Genomic DNA, 19,353 nt, shown 5'->3' on the forward strand with positions numbered 1-19,353 from the left:
CCGGTATCCTCAGTCGATGAACGCTCTGTCTTCTATGCTTCGACGCAGTTTCTGCAGTTGCATTTGGGTTTGCAGCAGTTCCCGGGCGTCCTGTCCGGATTGCTGTGTCTTGTACAACTTCGTTGCCACCTTGCGCAGTTCCACATCCACCCTGCGAAGTTTCACGATTGCCATGGCTGACGCCGCGGCCTCATGCGAGTGGTCCGTCAGGCTCGGGACGGAAATATTCTTCATCCGCAGCCAGTTTTCGCTGGGTTCATCCGTCTGTGTCAAAACCTCAGCCACCAGACGCTGGACCCCCGTGCCCGCCTGACCCCGTGCCAGGGCCTTGCGATCAATGCGTCCGGCTTCGAATTGGCGGACCAGTTCCTGGGCCAACGCCCGGCTCGGACCCGGCGTGAATTCCTCCACGGCCATGTGCCCGAGAATGAACTCCACCAACGGCAGCCCCCCCTGCAACATGAGGAAATGCAATAATTTTTCTGCCGGAATGGGCTCCGCGCCAGGCATTTCCGGCTCATCCGGGCTCGCAGAACGGGCAGAATGCTCGGGATCCAACGGTGCCGGGCTTGCCGCCTCGCGAAGCACAGCGCGCTCCGCGGACCGTTGCCGGGACCGCCGGTCCCCTGCTTTCATGTCCTCCAGGATGGGTCGCAACTGCATATCCGGAATGCCCAGGCGTTCCGAAGCCACCCGCAGATACGACTCCTGCATGAGTGGATCCGGAATGGCGGAGATCGACTGCAGGATGGTACGCTGCACCCGGGCCTGCCCTTCCGGCGAGTCCATGCTTCCCGCCGCCCGGGCGTTCTGAAGCACGAAATCCACGAAGTGGACGCGGTTTTCCTTCAGGTAGGCTTCGAATGCCGCGCTGCCGTGGCGCTGCACGTACGAATCCGGATCCTCGCCATCCGGCAGTTGCACCGCGTACGGCACGAGCCCGGCGGCCAGGACCAGGTCTATGCCCCGCAAGGTAGCCCGGAGCCCGGCCTGATCGGCATCGTAGAGCAGCACCAGGGTCTTGACGTATCGTCCGAGGAGCGCGATCTGGTCCACGGTAAGGGCGGTCCCGCTGGAGGCCACCACATGGTGTGTTCCTGCCTGGTACAGCGACACCACATCCGTATACCCCTCCACCAGAATGGCCTCTTCCCGCGAACGCAGGGCGTTCTTGCCATGGTACAGCCCATAGAGGACCCGGCTTTTGTTGTAAACGCGGGTTTCCGGCGAATTGATGTACTTCGGTTCATCGTCCGCCCGGAGGATGCGTCCGCCAAAGCCCAGTACCTTGCCCACATGGCTGAAAATGGGGAAGATCAATCGGTGGCGGTACCGGTCATAGTGACCCGATCCATCCTTGCGCGGGACAATCAAGCCGGCCTGCTCGAGGAAATCGGAGCGGATGCCTGCAGCGGTGGCGGCCTCCAGGAGCGCATCCCAGGAATCCGGTGCGTACCCGATTCCGAAGGTGCGAATGGATGCGGCCGTGAATCCCCGTGATTTCAGGTAATCACGCGCATCTTTTGCATCGTCCCCCTTGGTCAGCCGGTCATGGAAGAATCGGGCAGCGAAGCGAAGCGCATGATGGACCGCCTCGGTTTCCGATGCCGTGTCGTCCGGAACATCGTCCTCCGGAAGGCTGACACCCGCCCGGTCCGCCAGGAGCCGCACGGCCTCCGGAAACGAGAGGCCTTCGGTACGCTCCACGAACCGGAAGACGTCGCCGCCCTCACCACATCCGAAACACTTGAAGATGTTCAGGGACGGATTTACGTTGAACGAAGGGGTCTTTTCCGAATGGAACGGACAAAGACCGATGAAATTGGACCCCCGTTTTTTCAGACGGACATAGTCGGAAACCACGTCCACGATATCCGTGAGCGAACGAACTTCCTCAATCGATGTCTCCGGAATCATGCTCATTCTGTTGCCGTCTGAAACCCCGGCCTGGGACTGCCGTAGCCGGAAAACAAGGTACCCAACGGACACGCCAAAACCATGACCATAACAGGCCACATCACGTACCAGGACATCGAAGGCGGGTTCTGGGGAATTGTTGCCGAAGACGGCGCCCGCTACGTACCCGTAGAGCCTCTCCCGCCTGAATGGCGGCGGGAAAAACGACCGGTCCGGGCAACGGTTCGCCCCGCGAACGTACTGGGCGTTACCATGTGGGGCACGTACATCCACGTGGACCGACTGGACTTCCCCGACTGACATGATGGCTTCCGGCATCATCACCCTTTCGGCGTTTCTTCTCATGGGACGCGCCATTTCCGGGCGGGAACGGTCGGCACCGCTCATGGCCTTCGGACTGATCGCGTTGGCTGCGTCCGTGGTCATCCATGTACTCCGCTTCGAGTGGAGCCTGATGTTCTTCGTGACCACAGCGAGCGAATATGGCCTTGGTTGTCTGATCCTGGCCGGCCTGCTGCGTCGAGCACCGGAAGCGGCACGTGCCTGGTTCTTTGTGGGAGGTTCGTTGCTGGCTTTTGTTGTTTTCGCGCTGGCGGCCGGTCGACTGAACGATGCGTTCCGCGTGGAATGGCTCGTGGAGTTGGGCCCGGACGATACCCTGGCCGAAATCCAGCCGGTTCTCGACCGGTATGGCGTGACTGCGGAACAGGCCTTCCCGTCGGTTTCCCTTGCCGAGAATGAAGATCTTTCCCAGGTCCATGTCCTCCGGGGCACCGCCTGGTCCCTCTGGCGTGCCCGGCGCATCCTGACACAGGACGTGGAGAACGTGGATCACCTGGAGCCGAATAGACGTCTGGATTTCCTGGACCCGGTATCCGCCGCCCCTCCGGTTTCCACCCCGTACAGAGCAGGGCGCATCCTGGAGAACGATCCGCTTGTGAACGAGCAATGGGGATTGCACGCCATCCGGGGCCACGACGCCCATGCCGTACTCGCATCGATCGAGCCCGGACGTCGGGCCATCGTAGCCGTCCTCGACACCGGTGTGGACGGCGGGCATGAGGATCTCGCAGGCAGCTTCTCGTCCTCGCCGGCGGCCACGGACGAACACGGTCACGGTTCGCATGTGGCCGGTCTGGCCGGTGCCGTCACCAACAACGGAATCGGCATGGCAAGCCTGAACTGGGAGGGCAGGTTCGTGGAGGTGGTCGGCTACAAGGCGCTGGAATCGAACGGATCGGGCACGTTGGAATTGATTGCCCAGGCCATCGTGGATGCCACAGAAGACGGCGTGGACGTCATTTCCATGAGCCTCGGGGCAAAAGTGCCCGCCACCCCGAAAGTCGTGGCCGATGCCGTCTCCTGGGCCCTTCGTTCCGGGGTCATCGTCGTGGCATCGGCCGGCAATGCCAATGAAGATGCCCGGACACATATCCCCTCCAATATCGACGGCGTCATCGTGGTCACCGCGGTGGATGAGCAACTGCGGAAGGCATCTTTTTCGAATACCACACCGACGCTGGCCATGCCGATTACGGCACCCGGTGTCAACATGCTCTCCCTGAAAGCGAACGGGGGATACGTCACCATGAGCGGCACATCCATGTCCACTCCCGTGGTCAGCGGCATGATCGGAGTCATGCGCGCCTTGCAGCCCGATCTTTCGGCGGCGGATGCATGGTCCCTGCTGCACTCGACCGGACAGGACGTGCCGGATACACCCCGGATTGGACGGCTCATGGATGCCGAGCAGGCCATCCTGGAGCTGCTGGGTGGGCATCAATGATCATCCGGACGGCCGTGACGGCCGACGCCGAACGGATTGCCGGTATCTATTCGCACGCCATCCTGGCCCGAAACAGTACGATGGAAACAGAGCCGGTTTCGGGCAACACCATGGCGGCGCGTCTGGACGCGCTGGGATCCCGGGAAACCGTCCTCGTGGCCGTGGATGACCATACAGGCGTCGTGGGCTGGGGCATCGTGAAGGCGTGGTCGGACCGCGTCGGCTACCGCGTAGCCTGCGAAACGTCCGTCTACCTTGACCCGGACTGGACATCCCGGGGCATCGGATCCCGGATCCAGCAGGCCCTGTTCGGGTTCTGCCGATCGGCGGGATACCATCACGTGGCCGTCAAAATCTGGGCAGACAATGCCCACAGCCTGGCCATGCATCGGAAAAACGGATTCGAACTCGTCGGTATTCAGCGCGAAATCGGGCTCGTCGACGGCGTGTGGCGGGATGTCGCCATCATGCAGTGCCTGTTGGATTGAGACCGACGGAACCGGTGGATCCTACGGCTCGAGGATGGCCGTGCAGGGACCGTCGCAGAAGATGTAGTCGACGTTGTAGAACACCTGGACCAGACGGCCTTCGGCAGACACCATGTAGTGTGATCGACTGTCCAACTCACCGGTCCGGGGATCCCAACGGACACCCTGGAATCGATCCAGAACGTCCTCCACCTGGTCGCGGGTAGGCCCGTCCACCCAGATCACGTCCACGCCCCGTACATCCTGTTGATGCAGCAGCGGGTCCTCCAGGCGTACGGCAAATACGGCCGAAGGGAAATGGGCCTGAAGAGCGGCCTGAATCTGTTCAACCGCGTCTGCGGCGGGTACCAGTACGGTCTCCATGGGTCGTCTCTGAACTCGGAAATGGAACGTTGCTTGCTGCCATTAGAGTACGACTGAAAACCCGGTATTCGCGGTCGACGTCCTGTTCGAATGGACCGATCCTCCCGGGATCCGCCGGCGATCACTGCCGTTCTGAACCACCCATACAACCCCACGACGGGCATGAGTGACAAACAGCAGATCTACAAGGATGTGCGGCAACGCATTGAAGCCATTGTACAGGACGACACCGACTGGATAGCCACGCTGTCAACGGTCTGTTGCGAGCTGCACGCGGCGTTCGAACACTTCCACTGGACCGGCTTTTACCGGGTGGTCCGGCCCGGGCACCTCCAGGTCGGCCCGTACCAGGGCGGTCACGGATGTGTGGACATTGCATTCGGAAGGGGCGTGTGTGGTACTTCCGCGCTGGAAAAGCGCACCATCCGGCTGGACGATGTGGATTCGTTTCCAGGGCACATTGCCTGCTCGTCCACGACCCGATCCGAAATTGTAACCCCTGTGGTTACGAATTCAGGAGAGGTGATTGCGGTGCTGGATGTCGATTCCGACTGGCCCGCCGCGTTTGACGGAACGGACCAGGAAGCGCTGGAGTCCCTGTGTGCCTGGCTCGGGAGCGCGTCCCGTCAGAACGGATAGCCACCCGCCGAAATCGTGAACCTGAACAGCAGGTCCGGCACACTGTACACGTTCACGCCCACATGAACGGAGTTGAAGAGGGTATACGTACGGGCAACGCCGAGGGACATGGGCAGAGTGCCACCAATCCACCGGGACAGATCATCGGCGAATGAATTGTCGATCCCCGTTGTTCGGGCGGGTCCCGTTACGAATCCTCCGCTGAAGCGATACCGGGGCTGGTCGAACGACGTACCGGGGAGCAATTCCATGAGGACCCCGTCCACGTCCAGCGTGATGAGCCGGAGCGGAAGGGCCAGGATCCAGGCACGCGGTCGCGCCAGATCCAACGCAACCTTGCCACCCCACGTGGTCCGCTTCCCGATCACATACGGCTGCAACTGCCCGTCCCGGATGCCATACATCCCGCTCCCCGCGAGTTCGCCTTCGTACCGGATGGCGTTCAACGATATCCGGTGACGACCCATGACCCGGTCCAAACCCAGCGCGAGGGACGACGGAAGCCGTATCCGCATCGTCGAACCCATGGCATCGCGCGTGCGGGTCGTCACGTTCGGACGGGACAGATCCACCGCTTCCACATCGAACATTTCCGGCTGGAAGGGATCGTTCGTGGCTCCACGGATGTCCAGGAATGCCGGAAGGAATCCTTCGGCGAACGCCCCCCGATCCACCATGTCCAGGCGGGGTGCCAGGTTCAGGGTCAGCGTTGCTCCCCATCGTTGGGAATAGGGACGATACACGAGCCCTCCCCGGAATCCCCAGCCCGCACCGGCGTACGCACCGGTGACATTCCAGAAGAAATCGTTCGTCTCTCCCGCCGAACGGTCCAGATTCGGGTCGTCGGGATTGTTGAAGTAGACCGGATCCCCTCCACCCAGGGCAATGGCTGCCTGAGGCAGCATGTGCATGGAAAGGCCCACTGAAGCGTGCGTGCGATACGCCGAGCCACCCCACCAGATGCTTCCGAACGCATAGTGGTCCAGCAGTCCGCCCGCTCCGAACGCCATTTCGCGAAGCGACACCTCCACACCGGCATCCACGTTCAGCGCGGCGTTGATGTCAATCCGGGTTGCAGTCGATCCGTCATCCTGCACGCCCTGCAGAAGCAATTCATTGCCCCGGGCAGCCAGCGCCGCCTCCATGAGCATGGGCTGACGGAATCCTACCGCGACGACAGCATATTCATCGAAGGGATACGACGCTGAAAAAGAAGACAGTTGGCGGGGTTGCCCGGCCTGGATGCGATCTGCCCGCGTATACACGGGCGCGCTGCCGGTATTGTAGGACAAGTCCTCCAGGAGGCCGTCCGTCGTTCGCCGGATCCGGCCCGTGGACAGCAGCGATCGGGGACCGACGCCGAAGGTGCCGTTGGCCATGGGCAGCCGGAAATCAATGGCCATCTGAGGAATGTCGACGAAGGCCAGGGCAGACGGATTCCCGAAAACCGATGCGGCATCGAAGGGCCCGTACGCGGCGTGGAGTGAGCCGAGGGTGGACCGGGACACTCCCGCACCGGATACGTTTACGCCGGTGCGCAGGGTCGACTGCAACTCACCTCCGTTCCAGCGTGTGGCCTGGAAATCGGAGCTCTGTGCCATGCTCGTCCCGACGACGACCATGCTGAGGGCCAGGAGGCAGGAGAGGCGGATATTCTTCATGGCGCCACCACCAGGGTGAACAACTGGGAAACGGCCAGATCGGAAGAGACCCACGCATAGTCCATGCGCAGTCCCACACCCCAGACATCATCGGCACGCAATCCGAAGCCGAGGGTCGTGGATTCGTTCCGGTAGCCATCGTGCAGCAGCTGTCGACCCGCACGCAACTCCAGGACCCGGACCGGTCGGATGCCCGCACCGAAGCCATAGCGGGCGGCCACATCCCGGTCCATGGCCGGGGCCCAGGCTGCATGGAAGGTGAACCAATCGGACGGTGTATAGCTGACGGACACGTCCATGTCTGCCGGGACATGTTCCGTGCTCGATGCACGCTCGCGCACCCCGCTGGTCGCAACCCACTCGACGGGCGCCGCGACATTGCGCAAGGTCCATGCCATGCGGATGTCCCTGTGCGCTTGCACCGCCACTCCGGCATCCAGGCCCCATCCCCGGGCATCGCCCCACACTTTCCTGGCCATCCCGTCCGCGATCTCGTCCGGATCGAAGACAGTCAGGTCGGCCGGATTCAGTACGTTGCGTCCGTAGGATGCACGACGGTACCGCCCCCCCACCCCGACGGTCAGCCACGCCATCCGATGCGCATAGGCCAACTGGGCCGTCCATTCCGTATAGGCATCGTCCCCACTGACCGACACGGCACCGCCGATCACGGACGTGCCGCGAATGAACGGGACCGCCACGGCCAGGTGATCGTAGGCAACCTGCTCCAACTGATCCACGTGGGACAACATGAGTTCCAGCGATGTGGCATGCGCCAGACCGGCGACATTGAATGCCAGCGCGCGGACGCCGGTCGCCGATCCGGCACCCGCGTATCCGACACCCGCAATCGATGCATCCAGACCCACTTCCACGAATCCCCCGGCCTGACGGGACGTCTGCCCCACAAGGAGCCCTGATGGCATGAGCCCTATGAGCACCAAGAGCATGAGCCGTTTACCCATCCCCGACCGCCTTTGCGGGGACGGTCCTGAATGCAGTGATGGATATGTGGACGATGCGTGCATGCGTTATTTGACCAGGACGGCCTGAAGGACTTCCCGGGCTGTCCCGGAGTCATCCTCGGCTTCGATGTATACCAGGTAACGTCCATTTCTCGCCCATTTGCCGGAATCGGTCCGTCCATCCCACTCCACGCGCAGCAATCCGGAATCCGAACCGTACCGACCCGGCCACTGCGGAGTACGGGACAACAGCGTGCGGATCCGCTCGCCACGCAGGTTCACAATGTAAATGGAGACGCTTGCCGGCGGCGACGTGGATTCGAGGAGATATCCTATGCGCATGCTGCCATCCTGGGGCGAGAACGGTGTGGGCAGGAGAGCCGCATGCCGGATGGCCAGTGGCCGCGACGAAACCGCGATCGCATATTCCCCCAGACGGGTCACATCATCCGAGCGGACCTGGAATCCTGTGTCCTCCGACGGCAGCCTGGACCATTTCAGGTTCCGGTCGTCGAAACGGACAATCTCGCCCGCCCCTTCCTGCAATCGAAGCCCGGACCGGTTCGACAGGCTGAGCGTCGCCGGCACGGCGAGTGAATCGCCGATCAATGCCCGTTCGCTCCGGAACAGGAAGCGCACACTCCTGTCCGCCACCGAGACCGCCGGAGCCGTCGGCACGGCCGAGGCCCCGTTGGCAAACCGTTTTCCGGCCGGAACCGCATCCCGACGCAAGCTCAATTCCCCCGCTTCCGTAAAGGCGTACCGTGGCACCTGGAATCGCACATCTTCCCGATCCCTGAAATCCATGGACGACCGGTTGTCGACCCGGGCAAAAGCGGACAATTCCACCGCCCGTTCCAGGCCCGACTCATTGTCTTTCACCATGACCGTCAGCGGACCAATGAAGTCCGGTGCATTCATCTGAAGTGTATTTCCGACCAATGTGCCCACGCCTTCGGGCTCCAACCGGATTCCGAATCCGGAGCCCAGTAGGATGTCCTCTCCGGACGAGGCCTTTCCAGCCACCGTGAATTGGACGCGCCCTCCGTCGTTGAAAACGCGTTGCCGGTCCACATTGACGGCTACGTCGGTCACGGTCACATCCTTGACTTCGACCGGCACCGTCAAATGCCTCTCCACGCCATCCACCCGGACCCGTACGTCCAGCTGCGATTCCCCGATGGCCGATGCCACGAGTACGCTGGACAGGCCACTCGTTGCCGGATCGGGCTGAACCTGCACGGCGGGTCCATCCGCGCTCCAGGTGACCGATGCGCCGGGCAATCCAGGAAGAAATCTGGAATCCAGGTCCCGTCCGGTTTCATCCCGGACCACGAGGAGGGTACGGTAGGTCCCTCCCAGACGGAGGACCCGACCCGACACATCGGGCTCCAGGCGGATGGTGGCCAGGCGACCGGCCACCTGCGGCACCCGTTCATGGTCCGGCGATGCGTAGGCGACGCGGCCCGTGGAATCCGCCACCTCCAGGCGATAAGTGAACGCCGCCGGACCCGGAGGCGGACGTTCCAGGTGCCATCCCGACGCATCCGGTGTCATTGCGATGCCGACGGCCTGGCCGTTCATCAACAGGTAGGCCCGGTCCCCGGGACGCGGAACACCACGGATCCGGAACACCAGGCTGTCGATACTCGTGACGGACTCAGGGACAGGCGTATGCGTGTACGGAAGCTCGAGCGCCATCTGTACGGTGCTGGTGTCGGTGGGAATCCGTACATCCGGAGACGGAACCGGCCGAAGCAACGTATCGGCCAACGTGGTGATGGCGTAGGCGCCTGCGTCCAGACGGCGGGGTGTCGCGGCAGAGCCCGACGCGTCGGTTACCAGATCCAATCGGGCGAGCGATGGACCGCCGACCGCAAGTTGCAGTCCCGCAAGGGGTTGCCCGTTCCGCGTTGCACGGATCCGGATCTGACCCGAAGACAGCACGATATCCGGCACGACCACGCCGGTCTGGATATCCGACTCGCCGACCACCACATTCCGCCGGACATCCGGCTGCCCGGATCGTGGAATGACCAGTTCCAATACCACCGAGCCGGCCAATCCCAGCGGCACGTCCGGAATGGCGAAACGCCCGTCCATGCCCGTCCGGACCACGGCAGTCCCGATGCCCGGCAAGGCAACTACCTGCCCCTCCACTGGCATTCCGGCCCGCAGGACCCGCCCCGAAATACGCACGTTCCGCCGGAAAAGGATGATGTTGTTCAACACCTGTTCGGCCCCGGCCACCAGGACAACGGAACGCTCAACATCCAGGTGACCTGAGCTTCGTATGCGTAAAACATATGCACCGGCAGGCACCGGACCCAATGAAAACAAACCGGTGCCCGTCGACAGGGTCTGGACGAGATCGCCCCGGTCGTCGAACAGCTCCACAATAGCGTTCAACACCGTAGTGCCCGCTTCGTCGCGCAAGGGCCCGGAGAGCCGGGCCGTTGCCGGTACCCGCACGAACGAGACCGTCGCTTGCCTGGCCGTCTGCACGTCCACCAGGGCGGATGGAGGCTCGAACCGGGCCAGCGGTTCTGCCGGCTCCACCCGGTATACGAAACCACCCGGAAGTCCGGCGGGCGTGACCACCCCCCCGACACCGGTCTCGGCCTGCCGCTCTATGCGACGATCCAGACTGGTAATGGAGAGGGGGACATCCTCAATGGGGAGACCTGCCTCGTCGCGAATGCGGATTTCCACTGCGGCGATATCCGACGCAGGAACGAAGGAGGCCGATACCGTTCCGGAACGTCCGGTTTCTACGGTTCGCTCCGTCGGTGTGAAGGTGTATCCAGGCTTTGAAGGAACGACGCGCCACGTGCCTGCGGGCAAACCGTCCAGGCGGAACGATCCGTCCGAGAGACTCAGGGTCCGGGCCTCCAGTCGCCCGTTCGCCACGTCCACGGTGACCTCTTCCAGTTGTACGAATCCGGATATTGTGGCATTCCGTTGTTGAACAACCAGATCGGCCACCGGGACCTGGACCGTTCCGGGCGGGATGGTCAGGGTCAGCGACGCATCCGTATATCCCGGCCGCCCCGTTCGGGTCAGGACCCGGATGGGCACGGCTTCGGGAAGTCGGTCCACGGCCCAAGCACCGTCGGCGTCCGTTTGGACTTCCCGGCGGGTGGTAGCGGTTTCGACGACGACCGTCGTGCTGAACGGCAGCGGTGTGCCGGCATCCGAGACCACTCTTCCTGTGAGACCGGCCTGCAGCGGCCGGAGGACCGCGGTGATCTGGGCTTCATCCTGGATGGGAATCGTCACCTGCTGTTCTGCTGCGTTGTAGGAGGGATGCGTCGTACGGATGACGGCCGGGCCGTCAGGAAGCCCGCCCAACTGAACGCGCCCATCGGCCCCTGAAAGGGCCGTTGACATGCCCAATGAACTCCGCACCTCGACTTGGGCGTTCCACACTCCGTCGGAACTCGATGCATCAATCACGAGAGCAGCCAGGCTGCCCGAAAACGGCGTCAGGACAATGGAACGGTCCACGCCGGTCGAATCCACCTGAATGGCGGCCTCCGTGAACGTGGCATACCCGTCGCGGAACACGTGAAGCGTCCATGATCCGGGCGGAACCGATGCAAGGCCGAACGTGCCATCGGCATCCGTTTCTGTCAGGAACCGCTCCGTCCCCTGGTCCAACGTCACGGTGGCGCCCCGCACGGGCGTGCCATCGGTTCCGGTGACGCGCCCACCGACGCTGCCGGCGTGGGGGCTCATGACAAACGAGATTTCCGACGCCTCCCCGGCCTGCACGGTGACCTGTCCCGTCTCCGTCCGGTACCCGGCTGCTTCCACCGTCACAGACCAGGTTCCTGCCGCCAATCCCCCGATGGACGCCTGCCCGTTGGAAGCCGTGGTCCGCTCGCGGGTGGTGTGTCCGACGGCCCGGATGCGCGCGCCGTCAAAGGGCTCGTTGTCGTCGGTCCGGATGTCCACGATGAGCGATCCATCCGTCCGCGTCAGGACAATCGGCGCAATGGTCCTGGTTTGACCCGCCTCCAGATCCACGGATCTGGAGGCTTGCAACCATCCGGGACCGTCGACCTCGATATCCAGCGACCCGGGCGGGAGTCCCACCCGGAATTCTCCCAATCCATCCGGAACGATGACGGTGTCCGGGCGGGTGGTCGATGAAATCCGGATCGTGGCGTCCCGGACGCCACGACCGGAGCGATCGACCACCCGCCCCCCGAGAACGGCGGCGTGGGGCACGAGATCAATGACTTCCTTGGCCGTGGAGGCAAGCGAGACCAGCCGCACGTCCCGCAGGAAACCGTCGGCCAACGTTTCTGCTTGGAGATCCTTGCCGTCCGGAACCAGCATGGAGAAAAAACCATCCGACCGGCTTTGCGTCTGCAGCGTTCCATGGGGCGTCGCAACACGGACCGATGCCAACATGACGGGCCGGGGGCCGGACAGGACATGCCCGGAAAAAATGCGAACCTGGCCGGGCAGCGCCAACCGCAGATCGGAGATCGTTTGGCCCCCGGCCCCATTTACCACGACCGCTTCCGACGTCCCGTACAGCGGTGACGCCGCCCGCAATTCCCATTGTCCCGGGGGAAGCGCGAGCGCAAAAGCCCCGTCCGAGAGCGATACGGTCCGGAACGTGTCGGCGGCTGCTACCGCCTGGACTGGGACCATGGCTGCCGGGCCGTCATTCGACCGGACGTGGCCGACAAGCCTCAGCGCATTGGGGCCGAGAACCATGTCCGGTACGCGTGCAACGCGATCTTCCTCCAGCGATACATGCAGTGTGCGCGGCAGGAAGCGGGAATGCCCTTCCACCCGGAGGACCTGCGGTCCGGGATCCGTCTGCAGCCGGAATCCCCCTCCGGACGTGGTCCGGGTATGGGCGCCCGATGAGGAAACCACCGTCAGGTCAGTCAAACCTTGTCCGGACGTTGAAATGACCCGACCTTCCACGACAGCAGTCGCTCGATCGACCATCAGCAGGATGTCGGCCACCCGATCACCGGTCCGGACGTGCAGGTCCAGGCGCCGTCCGGGCACTACCCCTTCCTTTTCCACCATCAGGGAATATCCCCCCTCGGACACGTCCATGGAAAATCGTCCTTTTGAATCGGTGGCCGTCTGCACGACCGTACCGGATGCCGGAACAGCCTTGACGAGCCCCCCCTCCAACGGCGTCTGCACGATCGCGCCGTCCGTATCCACCGATTGTACCAGAACCGTCCCGGAAAGACTGGCCGATGCGCTTCCAAGGATGAAGTCAAAATTGGAGACGACGTCGCCCCTGGCAACCGTCAGCTTGCGGAAGCCGGATGAAAGGAGCCCTTGACGCGTGGCTTCGAGCGTCCATTCACCCTCCGACAAGGACATGGTATATACGCCGTCCGCATTCGTCGTCGTCACGATACGCTGGGTCCCCGAACGGGCAGAAACGTCTGCCAGGGCAACGGGGCTGCCGGTTGACGTCAAGACGCGCCCGGAAACGGGGATGTTGTCCTCGACCAGGGGAATGGGTTGGGGCAGCACAATGAATGCATTCCGGGACAACGTGAGGACAATGGGTGTGGAAGGCCGGTAGCCCTCCCGTGTCGCCGTGAACTCATAGGTGCCCGGAGCCAAAGCCAGGGAAAAGCCCCCGTCCAGTGTCGTAAGAGTCGTCCGAACCAGGCTGGTGGCCACATGTCTGGCAGCAATGCGGACACCCGACAGCGGTTGTCCGCCCTCATCGACTACCCGACCCGAAACCCGTGCCGAAAGCTGACGCAGATTGATGTCCACGTCCGTCTGGGCACCCGTCCGTATTTGGACGGCGAAACTCGAGTCGGCGAATCCGACTTTCTGAGCCTGGAATACATACCGTCCTGCACGCAGACTGTCCGAATAAGACAGACTGGTTGCATTCACCAACGGATTCGGAGGACTGTAGCCGCCATCCGTCGACCGGACCGTGACCGTGACCCCCAGCAGATCCGACCGTTCCGGTCCGGATGACGTCCGGAATGTGAAGGTACCCATCGGAACCTTGTTCCGGAAGAACGCGGTCTCGCTCACGCTTCCGGCACCGTTGCCGTCGTTGGCAATGACGAACCACGAATGACGTCCGGACCGGAGCGTCTGCCGGGCGGGCATGGCCACCCGTCGGTCCGTCGTACGTTCCGAAAACACAAGAACATCGGCCGTCGTCGAACCGGTAACCTGACGTTCGAAGACGGAAACGTCGTAGGACGTGGCACCCGGAACGGCATTCCACTGCAGATCAATGACTTCCGGGTCCTGGAACAACACATTGCCACGGGGCGAAATAAGCTCCGCGGCTGGCAGGCCTCCGGTATCCTGTATACTGAAGGAAACGATGGTCCCGGTCACCGGGCTCAGCAGCGACGTATCGGTCGTGCTGTAGGCATTCAGGATGGTATAGTAGTACGTCCGACCCGGTACGAGGGGCTGGGCCTCGAAGCTGATGACCGGATTCGCCGTGGCTTTTTCGCCGTAGAGTGCCGATGTACCCGTGGTCAGCAATGCCCACGTGAGGTTTATGCCCTCGATGGATAATTCCCCCGTGGACGGGTTGCTGCCTATGGTGAACGGGGCAGACGAAAGGACCAGGGCATACGCCGGGACGCCGGATACCGGCTCCCATTCAAAGAGGGGCGTTCTGCTGGCCACCTGCGAGCGTGGCCCGACAATCCTGGGCGTCGTCTGCGACTCCACCACGAACTGGAATTCGGCGGAATATTCGATCGAATTGTCGGTCGAGGCATCCAGCTGGATTTCCACGAGTGTATTGGCGGATGACGTCGTGATCACGCCATGGTAGACACCCACCGGCAATCCTACGACCTCCGGTGTGAACGTGGCCTCCCGCCCGGCAGGCAAGGGTACATTCCGGAAGACATACTCACCGGGCCGGGTACCGATCTTCAAGCGACTGGCCGGGATGTTCCGGTCCCACTTCAACGTGACCGTATCCGATGCCCGGATAAGGGCCGTCGTGAGCGTGGATGCGCCCCGTTGGACCGTCGGCGACCGGAGCGATATGGTCTGCGCCATGCCATCCAGGCTGACCGCCATCTGGACAACCACGAAGAGTACGACGAACGCGACCTGGCCGAACGGCCGACGTCCTCCGGAAGCCATACGGTAACGAGTATTCAAAAACGGGTTCATACACCCGTATAGTACGATGGAATCCCGCTTTTTAGGGGTTTCAACTCCGAGTGGACCACGACGGGACGTGCGGTCGTCTGGACACCATTTCCGGTCCTGCCCGCGGCTACCGCTGGATGGTGACTGTCGCCTCCACACGCGTCACACTGCCGAACAATCCCCTTCCGTTTTCCACTCGGTCCAGGACATTCGGGATTTCGCCGGGAGACAGCGTTGAACCTCCGGCCTGGACCTGCTGGTAGCGGACGAAATCGTACACGTTGTCATCCAGGGCCGACATGATGACGCGGGTCGGTCCATAGAACGCCACGGCAAACCACGGCAGGCGTACACTCAGCAGACCGTCCGGTCGCTGTTCGTAATTGCCTTCATTGATGGGTGGGGAGCTGTTGAACAGCACGGCGTCCATTTCCGAGGGGTCGAGTTCTTCGTCCACGACCGGATCCCCGTCACCCAGGTCATAGATGAAATCCAGATACAACGGGGTCAGGTTGGATGGCCGCGGGTCGAGGCTTTCGATGGAAAAAATGTAGACCGGGGCGCGATTCCCGCGCTCAATGGGCGTCACCACGAACTCCAACTGGTCGGCCTGTCGGTAAGCCAACTCCAGCGGACCGACCTCGACCAATCGGTAATCGCCGGGAACCGTGGTCTCTGCCGTCACTGGATCCCGGTCCGGAATTACCGCTTCCAGCCGGTACCTGCGACCGGGCAGGATCCGTGCATCGGATGAAGGAGGCGTGTACTGCCCGGCCGCACCGAACACGGCCTCATAGGACCATGTGGATTCGGGCTGCCCATCCGATCCCAATAAATGGATCCGGACGTCAGCGCCCGGAAAACCGCCCCGGTCGGCATCGAAGACACCGTTCACGGGAATGGACCGAGACAGCCAGACATCCGGCAGCGGCTCTCCGGCAATCAGGTAGGCTTCCACGACCACGTCCTCCACGTGGTCCGATGGCTGTGTGGAATCGCAACCGGCGAGCAGTACGATAAAGAGTAAGGCAACAGCGTAATTCTTCATGGCGTCATTCCACCTCACAGCGTCAGCGTGACCGAGATATTGGGAATCGGAACCGGAATCTGAGGGACCACATCGCGGGTCACGGTTCCGTCATCCTCGAACTCGAACAAGTAGAACCAGATATTGCGGCGCGCATAAACGTTGACCACCTGCAGCAGCAGTTCAAGATCGGCGCCGAACACCTTCCCGCGTCGGGTCGCACCAATGTCCAGGCGGTGATAGGCGGGCAATCGGGCCCGGTTGAACGGGCTGACGAGAACGTCGACACTGGTCCGTGTGAACGGGGAGTGGGACAAGCGGTACTGTGAGGCGGGTTCCGTATAGGCTTGCCCGGTGGCGTACGAAAACACGGACGTGAACCGCCACTTTCGCGTCACATCCACCGACGCGGTCATGTTCAGGTCGTGTGTCCGGTCATATTTCGGCGCATACCAGGCGTTCTCGTCAATCGTCTCGAACCGGCGGCGCGTAATCCCGAACGTGTATCCGAGGAAACCCGACAGTCGTCCGACCTGCTTTTCCACAAACAGTTCTGCGCCGTAGGCATAGCCTTCGCCGAAGTGGAAGAACTCCTCGTAGTCCAGACCGGCCACATCGGGCACGAACGGATCGAGTTGGAACAGGTCCTTCATGGTGCGCCAATAGGTCTCTCCTTCAACCCGGATTCCCCGGCCGGAGTCCCATTTCAGACCTGCGACCACCTGATCCCCCCAAGCCGGAGGAACGCCATTCGCGCTCGTCAGCCAGACGTCCAATCCACTGAATGCTTCATTGGAGATGAGCGTCAGGTATTGGCTGTAGCGCCCGTAGCCAAGCTGGCCGAACAGACCCGGAGCCAATTGTCGTTCGACAGAAAGACGCGGTTCAATCCGCAGGTAGTCCCCACGGGCAAACCAACTGGCCCGTAAGCCACCGGTAACCGTCCAGAGCAGACCCAATCGTCGCTTTTCTTCCACGAATGCCGATACATAGGGCGATGCTTCCTCCAGGGACAGCACGTCCTGGCTGTCGAACGTGTCATTCAGGCGGAGCGTAAACAATCCGGCCCAGACGCCTCCCGAGACGGTCCGTCGGCTGGAGGGAAAATACTCCAGATCCGCCTTGACGGACCAGTCCCGCACCTGGTTGTCCCGTTGACTGGCGGTTCCGGCCGCATTGAATTGCGGAACTGAAAAATAGGAAGAGCGGGTGGCCGTGAAGTCCGAGAACAGCCGGTCCGAGAACAGATGCGTCCAATTCACACTGACCGTCCGGTTGCCGTAGCGCAGGCCGACATCGAACGAGTTGGCCAGGGGCAGACGCAGGACGTCCTGCCCGGCGTAGAAAGAGACGCTCACGAAATCATTCGCACTGACGTCCACGTTGACCTTGCCGTTCGCATCCACGAAATAGAACATGTCCGGAAGTCCCTCGACGTCCTGAGACCGGGCGAACGACAACAGGGGCTCGAGCGTCGAACGACGCACCGCGAGCATCCAGGAACCCCGACCATGGGGGCCCTCCACCATGGCGCGGGACGCCAACAGGCCAAGGGATGCCGTGGCTTTGGTCTCCTTGCGGTTTCCATCCTTGTTGTATATATCCACGACCGAGCCTATCCGTCCTCCGAAACGCGCCGGATAGGCCCCTTTGTACAACCGGACATCCTTGATGGCGTCCGGATTGAACGTGGAGAAGAATCCGAAGAAATGGCTGGGATTGTAGACGGTCGTCCCGTCAAGGAGGATCAAGGTCTGATCGGGCGAACCGCCCCGGATATACAGACCGCTGGAATAGTCGGATGCCGCTTTGACGCCGGGCAACAGTTGCAGGGAGCGGAAGACATCCGGTTCGAGGACGGTGGGCAGCTCCTTGATGAGCGCGGTATTCATGCGCGTGGCGCCCAATTGCCGCTGTTCGGCCTCGGTGTCGCGGTCGGCGCTCACGACGACCTCTTCGGTTTCGAATCCGACCGGGGACAATTCCACGTCCAGACGGAGTTCCTGTCCGGCAACGAGGTCAAGTTCCCTGCTGAACGTCGTATATCCGAGGTACGAAACCGACAGCATGTAGCGTCCGGGGCGGACCCCGGTAATCGCATAGTATCCGCTGTTGTTGGTCGCCGAGCCGATGCCCGTACCCATCAGGACGACATTGGCCAGGAGCAGGGTCTCCCTTGTCTCCGCATCGCGAACGAAGCCCGATATCGTGGCCGTCGTCTGAGCGCGGACAGGGACCGCCGAAACCGTGGACGCGACAGCCAGCACCAGGAGGGACTTCAGGACAAACAATCGGAACGAGTCAACGGTCATGGACAATCCGGTCGGGATAATCGGTAATCAGCCCGTCCACGTCCAGCGACATCATTCGTTGCATGTCCAACGGATTGTTCACGGTCCACGGGATGACTTTCATTCCATGTTCATGCGCCCGAGCCACCAACCGTTCATTGACCAGTTTCCAGTTCGGGCTCAGGATGGTGGGATGGAAGCCGAGCCGCTCCCTCCATTGCTCGTCAGGTACATCCAGGATCGCGGCCTCATCCTCACCCACCAGGATGGCCAGGTCATGCATCCAGCCGGAAGCCGCGGCAGCGGCCAACGTCCTGGGATCGAACGACTGCAATGTACTCCGCTCTGCTGCACCCTCCCCCTGCAGCACCAGCAAGACGTACCCCGCGAAGGTCCCTGGATCCGGGTGGTTGACGCCGTCTCCGTCCGGTCGGGATTTCGTTTCCACGTTGTACCGGGGTGCTTCCCGACCCGTGTCCCGGGCATGCCGCTCGGCCGCCCTGATGACGTCCCGGAGCAACGGTTTGCCCACCGACATGAGCGCCTGGTCCGGAAAGGACGGATGCGCCCGGGAGCCGCAATCGTACCCTGAGATTTCGGTGAAGTCCAGGTCATACAGTCGGATGACCTCATCATCCTCCACGGGCCGACCATCCGGATGCCTGCAGATGACCGGAGACATTACAAGATCATGCGAGACCACGACCTGCCCGTCGGCCGAGATCACCACGTCCAGTTCCAGGGTCGTGACGCCCAGGTCCAGGGCCCGGATAAAGCCAGGAATACTGTTCTCCGGCAACAGGCCCCGGGCACCCCTGTGGCCCTGGATGTCCAAGTCGGACGGTACCCGGAGTGGCGTCATGACCGGATCTCCACAAGCCGATCCGAACAGCAGGCAGAGCACACCGGCACAGCACGCAATGGCGGTTTTCCGCGTGTGCTGGAAGAAGGTTTCATTTGATAGCATAAGCATCTGGCGCCCATAGGGTTACGGATTCAATTCAGCCACCGCGAAAACTGGAAGACGGGGCCCCGGTTTTGTATCTTGGAGTGCTGTCCCTTCCCGCAACCAGACC

General features: G+C 62.3%; 12 protein-coding genes. 4 read left to right on the forward strand and 8 right to left on the reverse strand.

Going from position 1 to position 19,353, the window contains the following annotated elements; genetic code table 11:
- Positions 1-9: 9 nt before the first annotated feature.
- A complete protein-coding gene (gene dnaG / locus RIE53_04260; protein MEQ9103888.1) occupies positions 10-1,917 on the reverse strand; it encodes a DNA primase in 1,908 nt (635 codons plus the stop codon).
- 81 nt (positions 1,918-1,998) lie between these two features.
- Here dnaG and RIE53_04265 point away from each other — a divergent pair, with 81 nt between their 5' ends.
- Genes RIE53_04265 through RIE53_04275 form a run of 3 tightly spaced genes read left to right on the forward strand, consistent with a single transcriptional unit; the run spans position 1,999 to position 4,191 of the window.
- Positions 1,999-2,217 (forward strand): hypothetical protein, encoded by a 219-nt coding sequence (locus RIE53_04265; GenBank protein ID MEQ9103889.1) that lies wholly within the window; start codon positions 1,999-2,001, stop codon positions 2,215-2,217.
- A 1-nt stretch (position 2,218) separates the two neighbouring features.
- Positions 2,219-3,703: a S8 family serine peptidase gene (locus tag RIE53_04270; GenBank protein MEQ9103890.1), complete on the forward strand. Its 1,485-nt coding sequence runs from the start codon at positions 2,219-2,221 to the stop codon at positions 3,701-3,703.
- Complete coding sequence (locus RIE53_04275; protein MEQ9103891.1) at positions 3,700-4,191, forward strand: N-acetyltransferase family protein; 492 nt, start codon at positions 3,700-3,702, stop codon at positions 4,189-4,191. The genes RIE53_04270 and RIE53_04275 overlap by 4 nt, the downstream gene beginning before the upstream one ends.
- 21 nt (positions 4,192-4,212) lie before the next feature.
- Here RIE53_04275 and RIE53_04280 read toward each other — a convergent pair whose 3' ends face one another.
- Complete coding sequence (locus RIE53_04280; protein MEQ9103892.1) at positions 4,213-4,554, reverse strand: LPD29 domain-containing protein; 342 nt, start codon at positions 4,552-4,554, stop codon at positions 4,213-4,215.
- 162 nt (positions 4,555-4,716) lie between these two features.
- On the opposite strand from RIE53_04280, the gene RIE53_04285 reads away from it, so the two are divergent.
- The gene (locus RIE53_04285; protein ID MEQ9103893.1) at positions 4,717-5,193 is read left to right on the forward strand and encodes a GAF domain-containing protein; all 477 of its coding nucleotides are present in this window, start codon (positions 4,717-4,719) and stop codon (positions 5,191-5,193) included.
- Here the strand turns inward: RIE53_04285 and RIE53_04290 are convergent.
- From RIE53_04290 to RIE53_04315, 6 genes are all read right to left on the reverse strand, one after another.
- Entirely contained in the window at positions 5,181-6,854 is a 1,674-nt protein-coding gene (locus tag RIE53_04290; protein MEQ9103894.1) for a hypothetical protein, read from the reverse strand. The two genes, RIE53_04285 and RIE53_04290, sit on opposite strands and share 13 nt — an antisense overlap.
- Positions 6,851-7,804: a hypothetical protein gene (locus RIE53_04295; GenBank protein MEQ9103895.1), complete on the reverse strand. Its 954-nt coding sequence runs from the start codon at positions 7,802-7,804 to the stop codon at positions 6,851-6,853. Before RIE53_04295 ends, RIE53_04290 begins: the two co-directional genes overlap by 4 nt.
- A gap of 81 nt (positions 7,805-7,885) precedes the next feature.
- Positions 7,886-14,950, reverse strand: coding sequence for a carboxypeptidase-like regulatory domain-containing protein (locus tag RIE53_04300; GenBank protein MEQ9103896.1), 7,065 nt, complete (start codon positions 14,948-14,950; stop codon positions 7,886-7,888).
- Between the two features lie 136 nt (positions 14,951-15,086).
- Positions 15,087-16,007 carry a DUF4249 family protein gene (locus RIE53_04305; GenBank protein ID MEQ9103897.1) on the reverse strand — a complete coding sequence of 307 codons (921 nt, stop codon included), beginning with the start codon at positions 16,005-16,007 and terminating at the stop codon, positions 15,087-15,089.
- 14 nt (positions 16,008-16,021) lie between these two features.
- Entirely contained in the window at positions 16,022-18,298 is a 2,277-nt protein-coding gene (locus RIE53_04310) for a TonB-dependent receptor (protein ID MEQ9103898.1), read from the reverse strand.
- A complete protein-coding gene (locus RIE53_04315) occupies positions 18,288-19,139 on the reverse strand; it encodes a glycerophosphodiester phosphodiesterase family protein (GenBank protein ID MEQ9103899.1) in 852 nt (283 codons plus the stop codon). Before RIE53_04315 ends, RIE53_04310 begins: the two co-directional genes overlap by 11 nt.
- Between the last annotated feature and the right edge of the window lie 214 nt (positions 19,140-19,353).

The organism is Rhodothermales bacterium (assembly GCA_040221055.1).
Lineage (GTDB): Bacteria > Bacteroidota > Rhodothermia > Rhodothermales > UBA10348 > 1-14-0-65-60-17.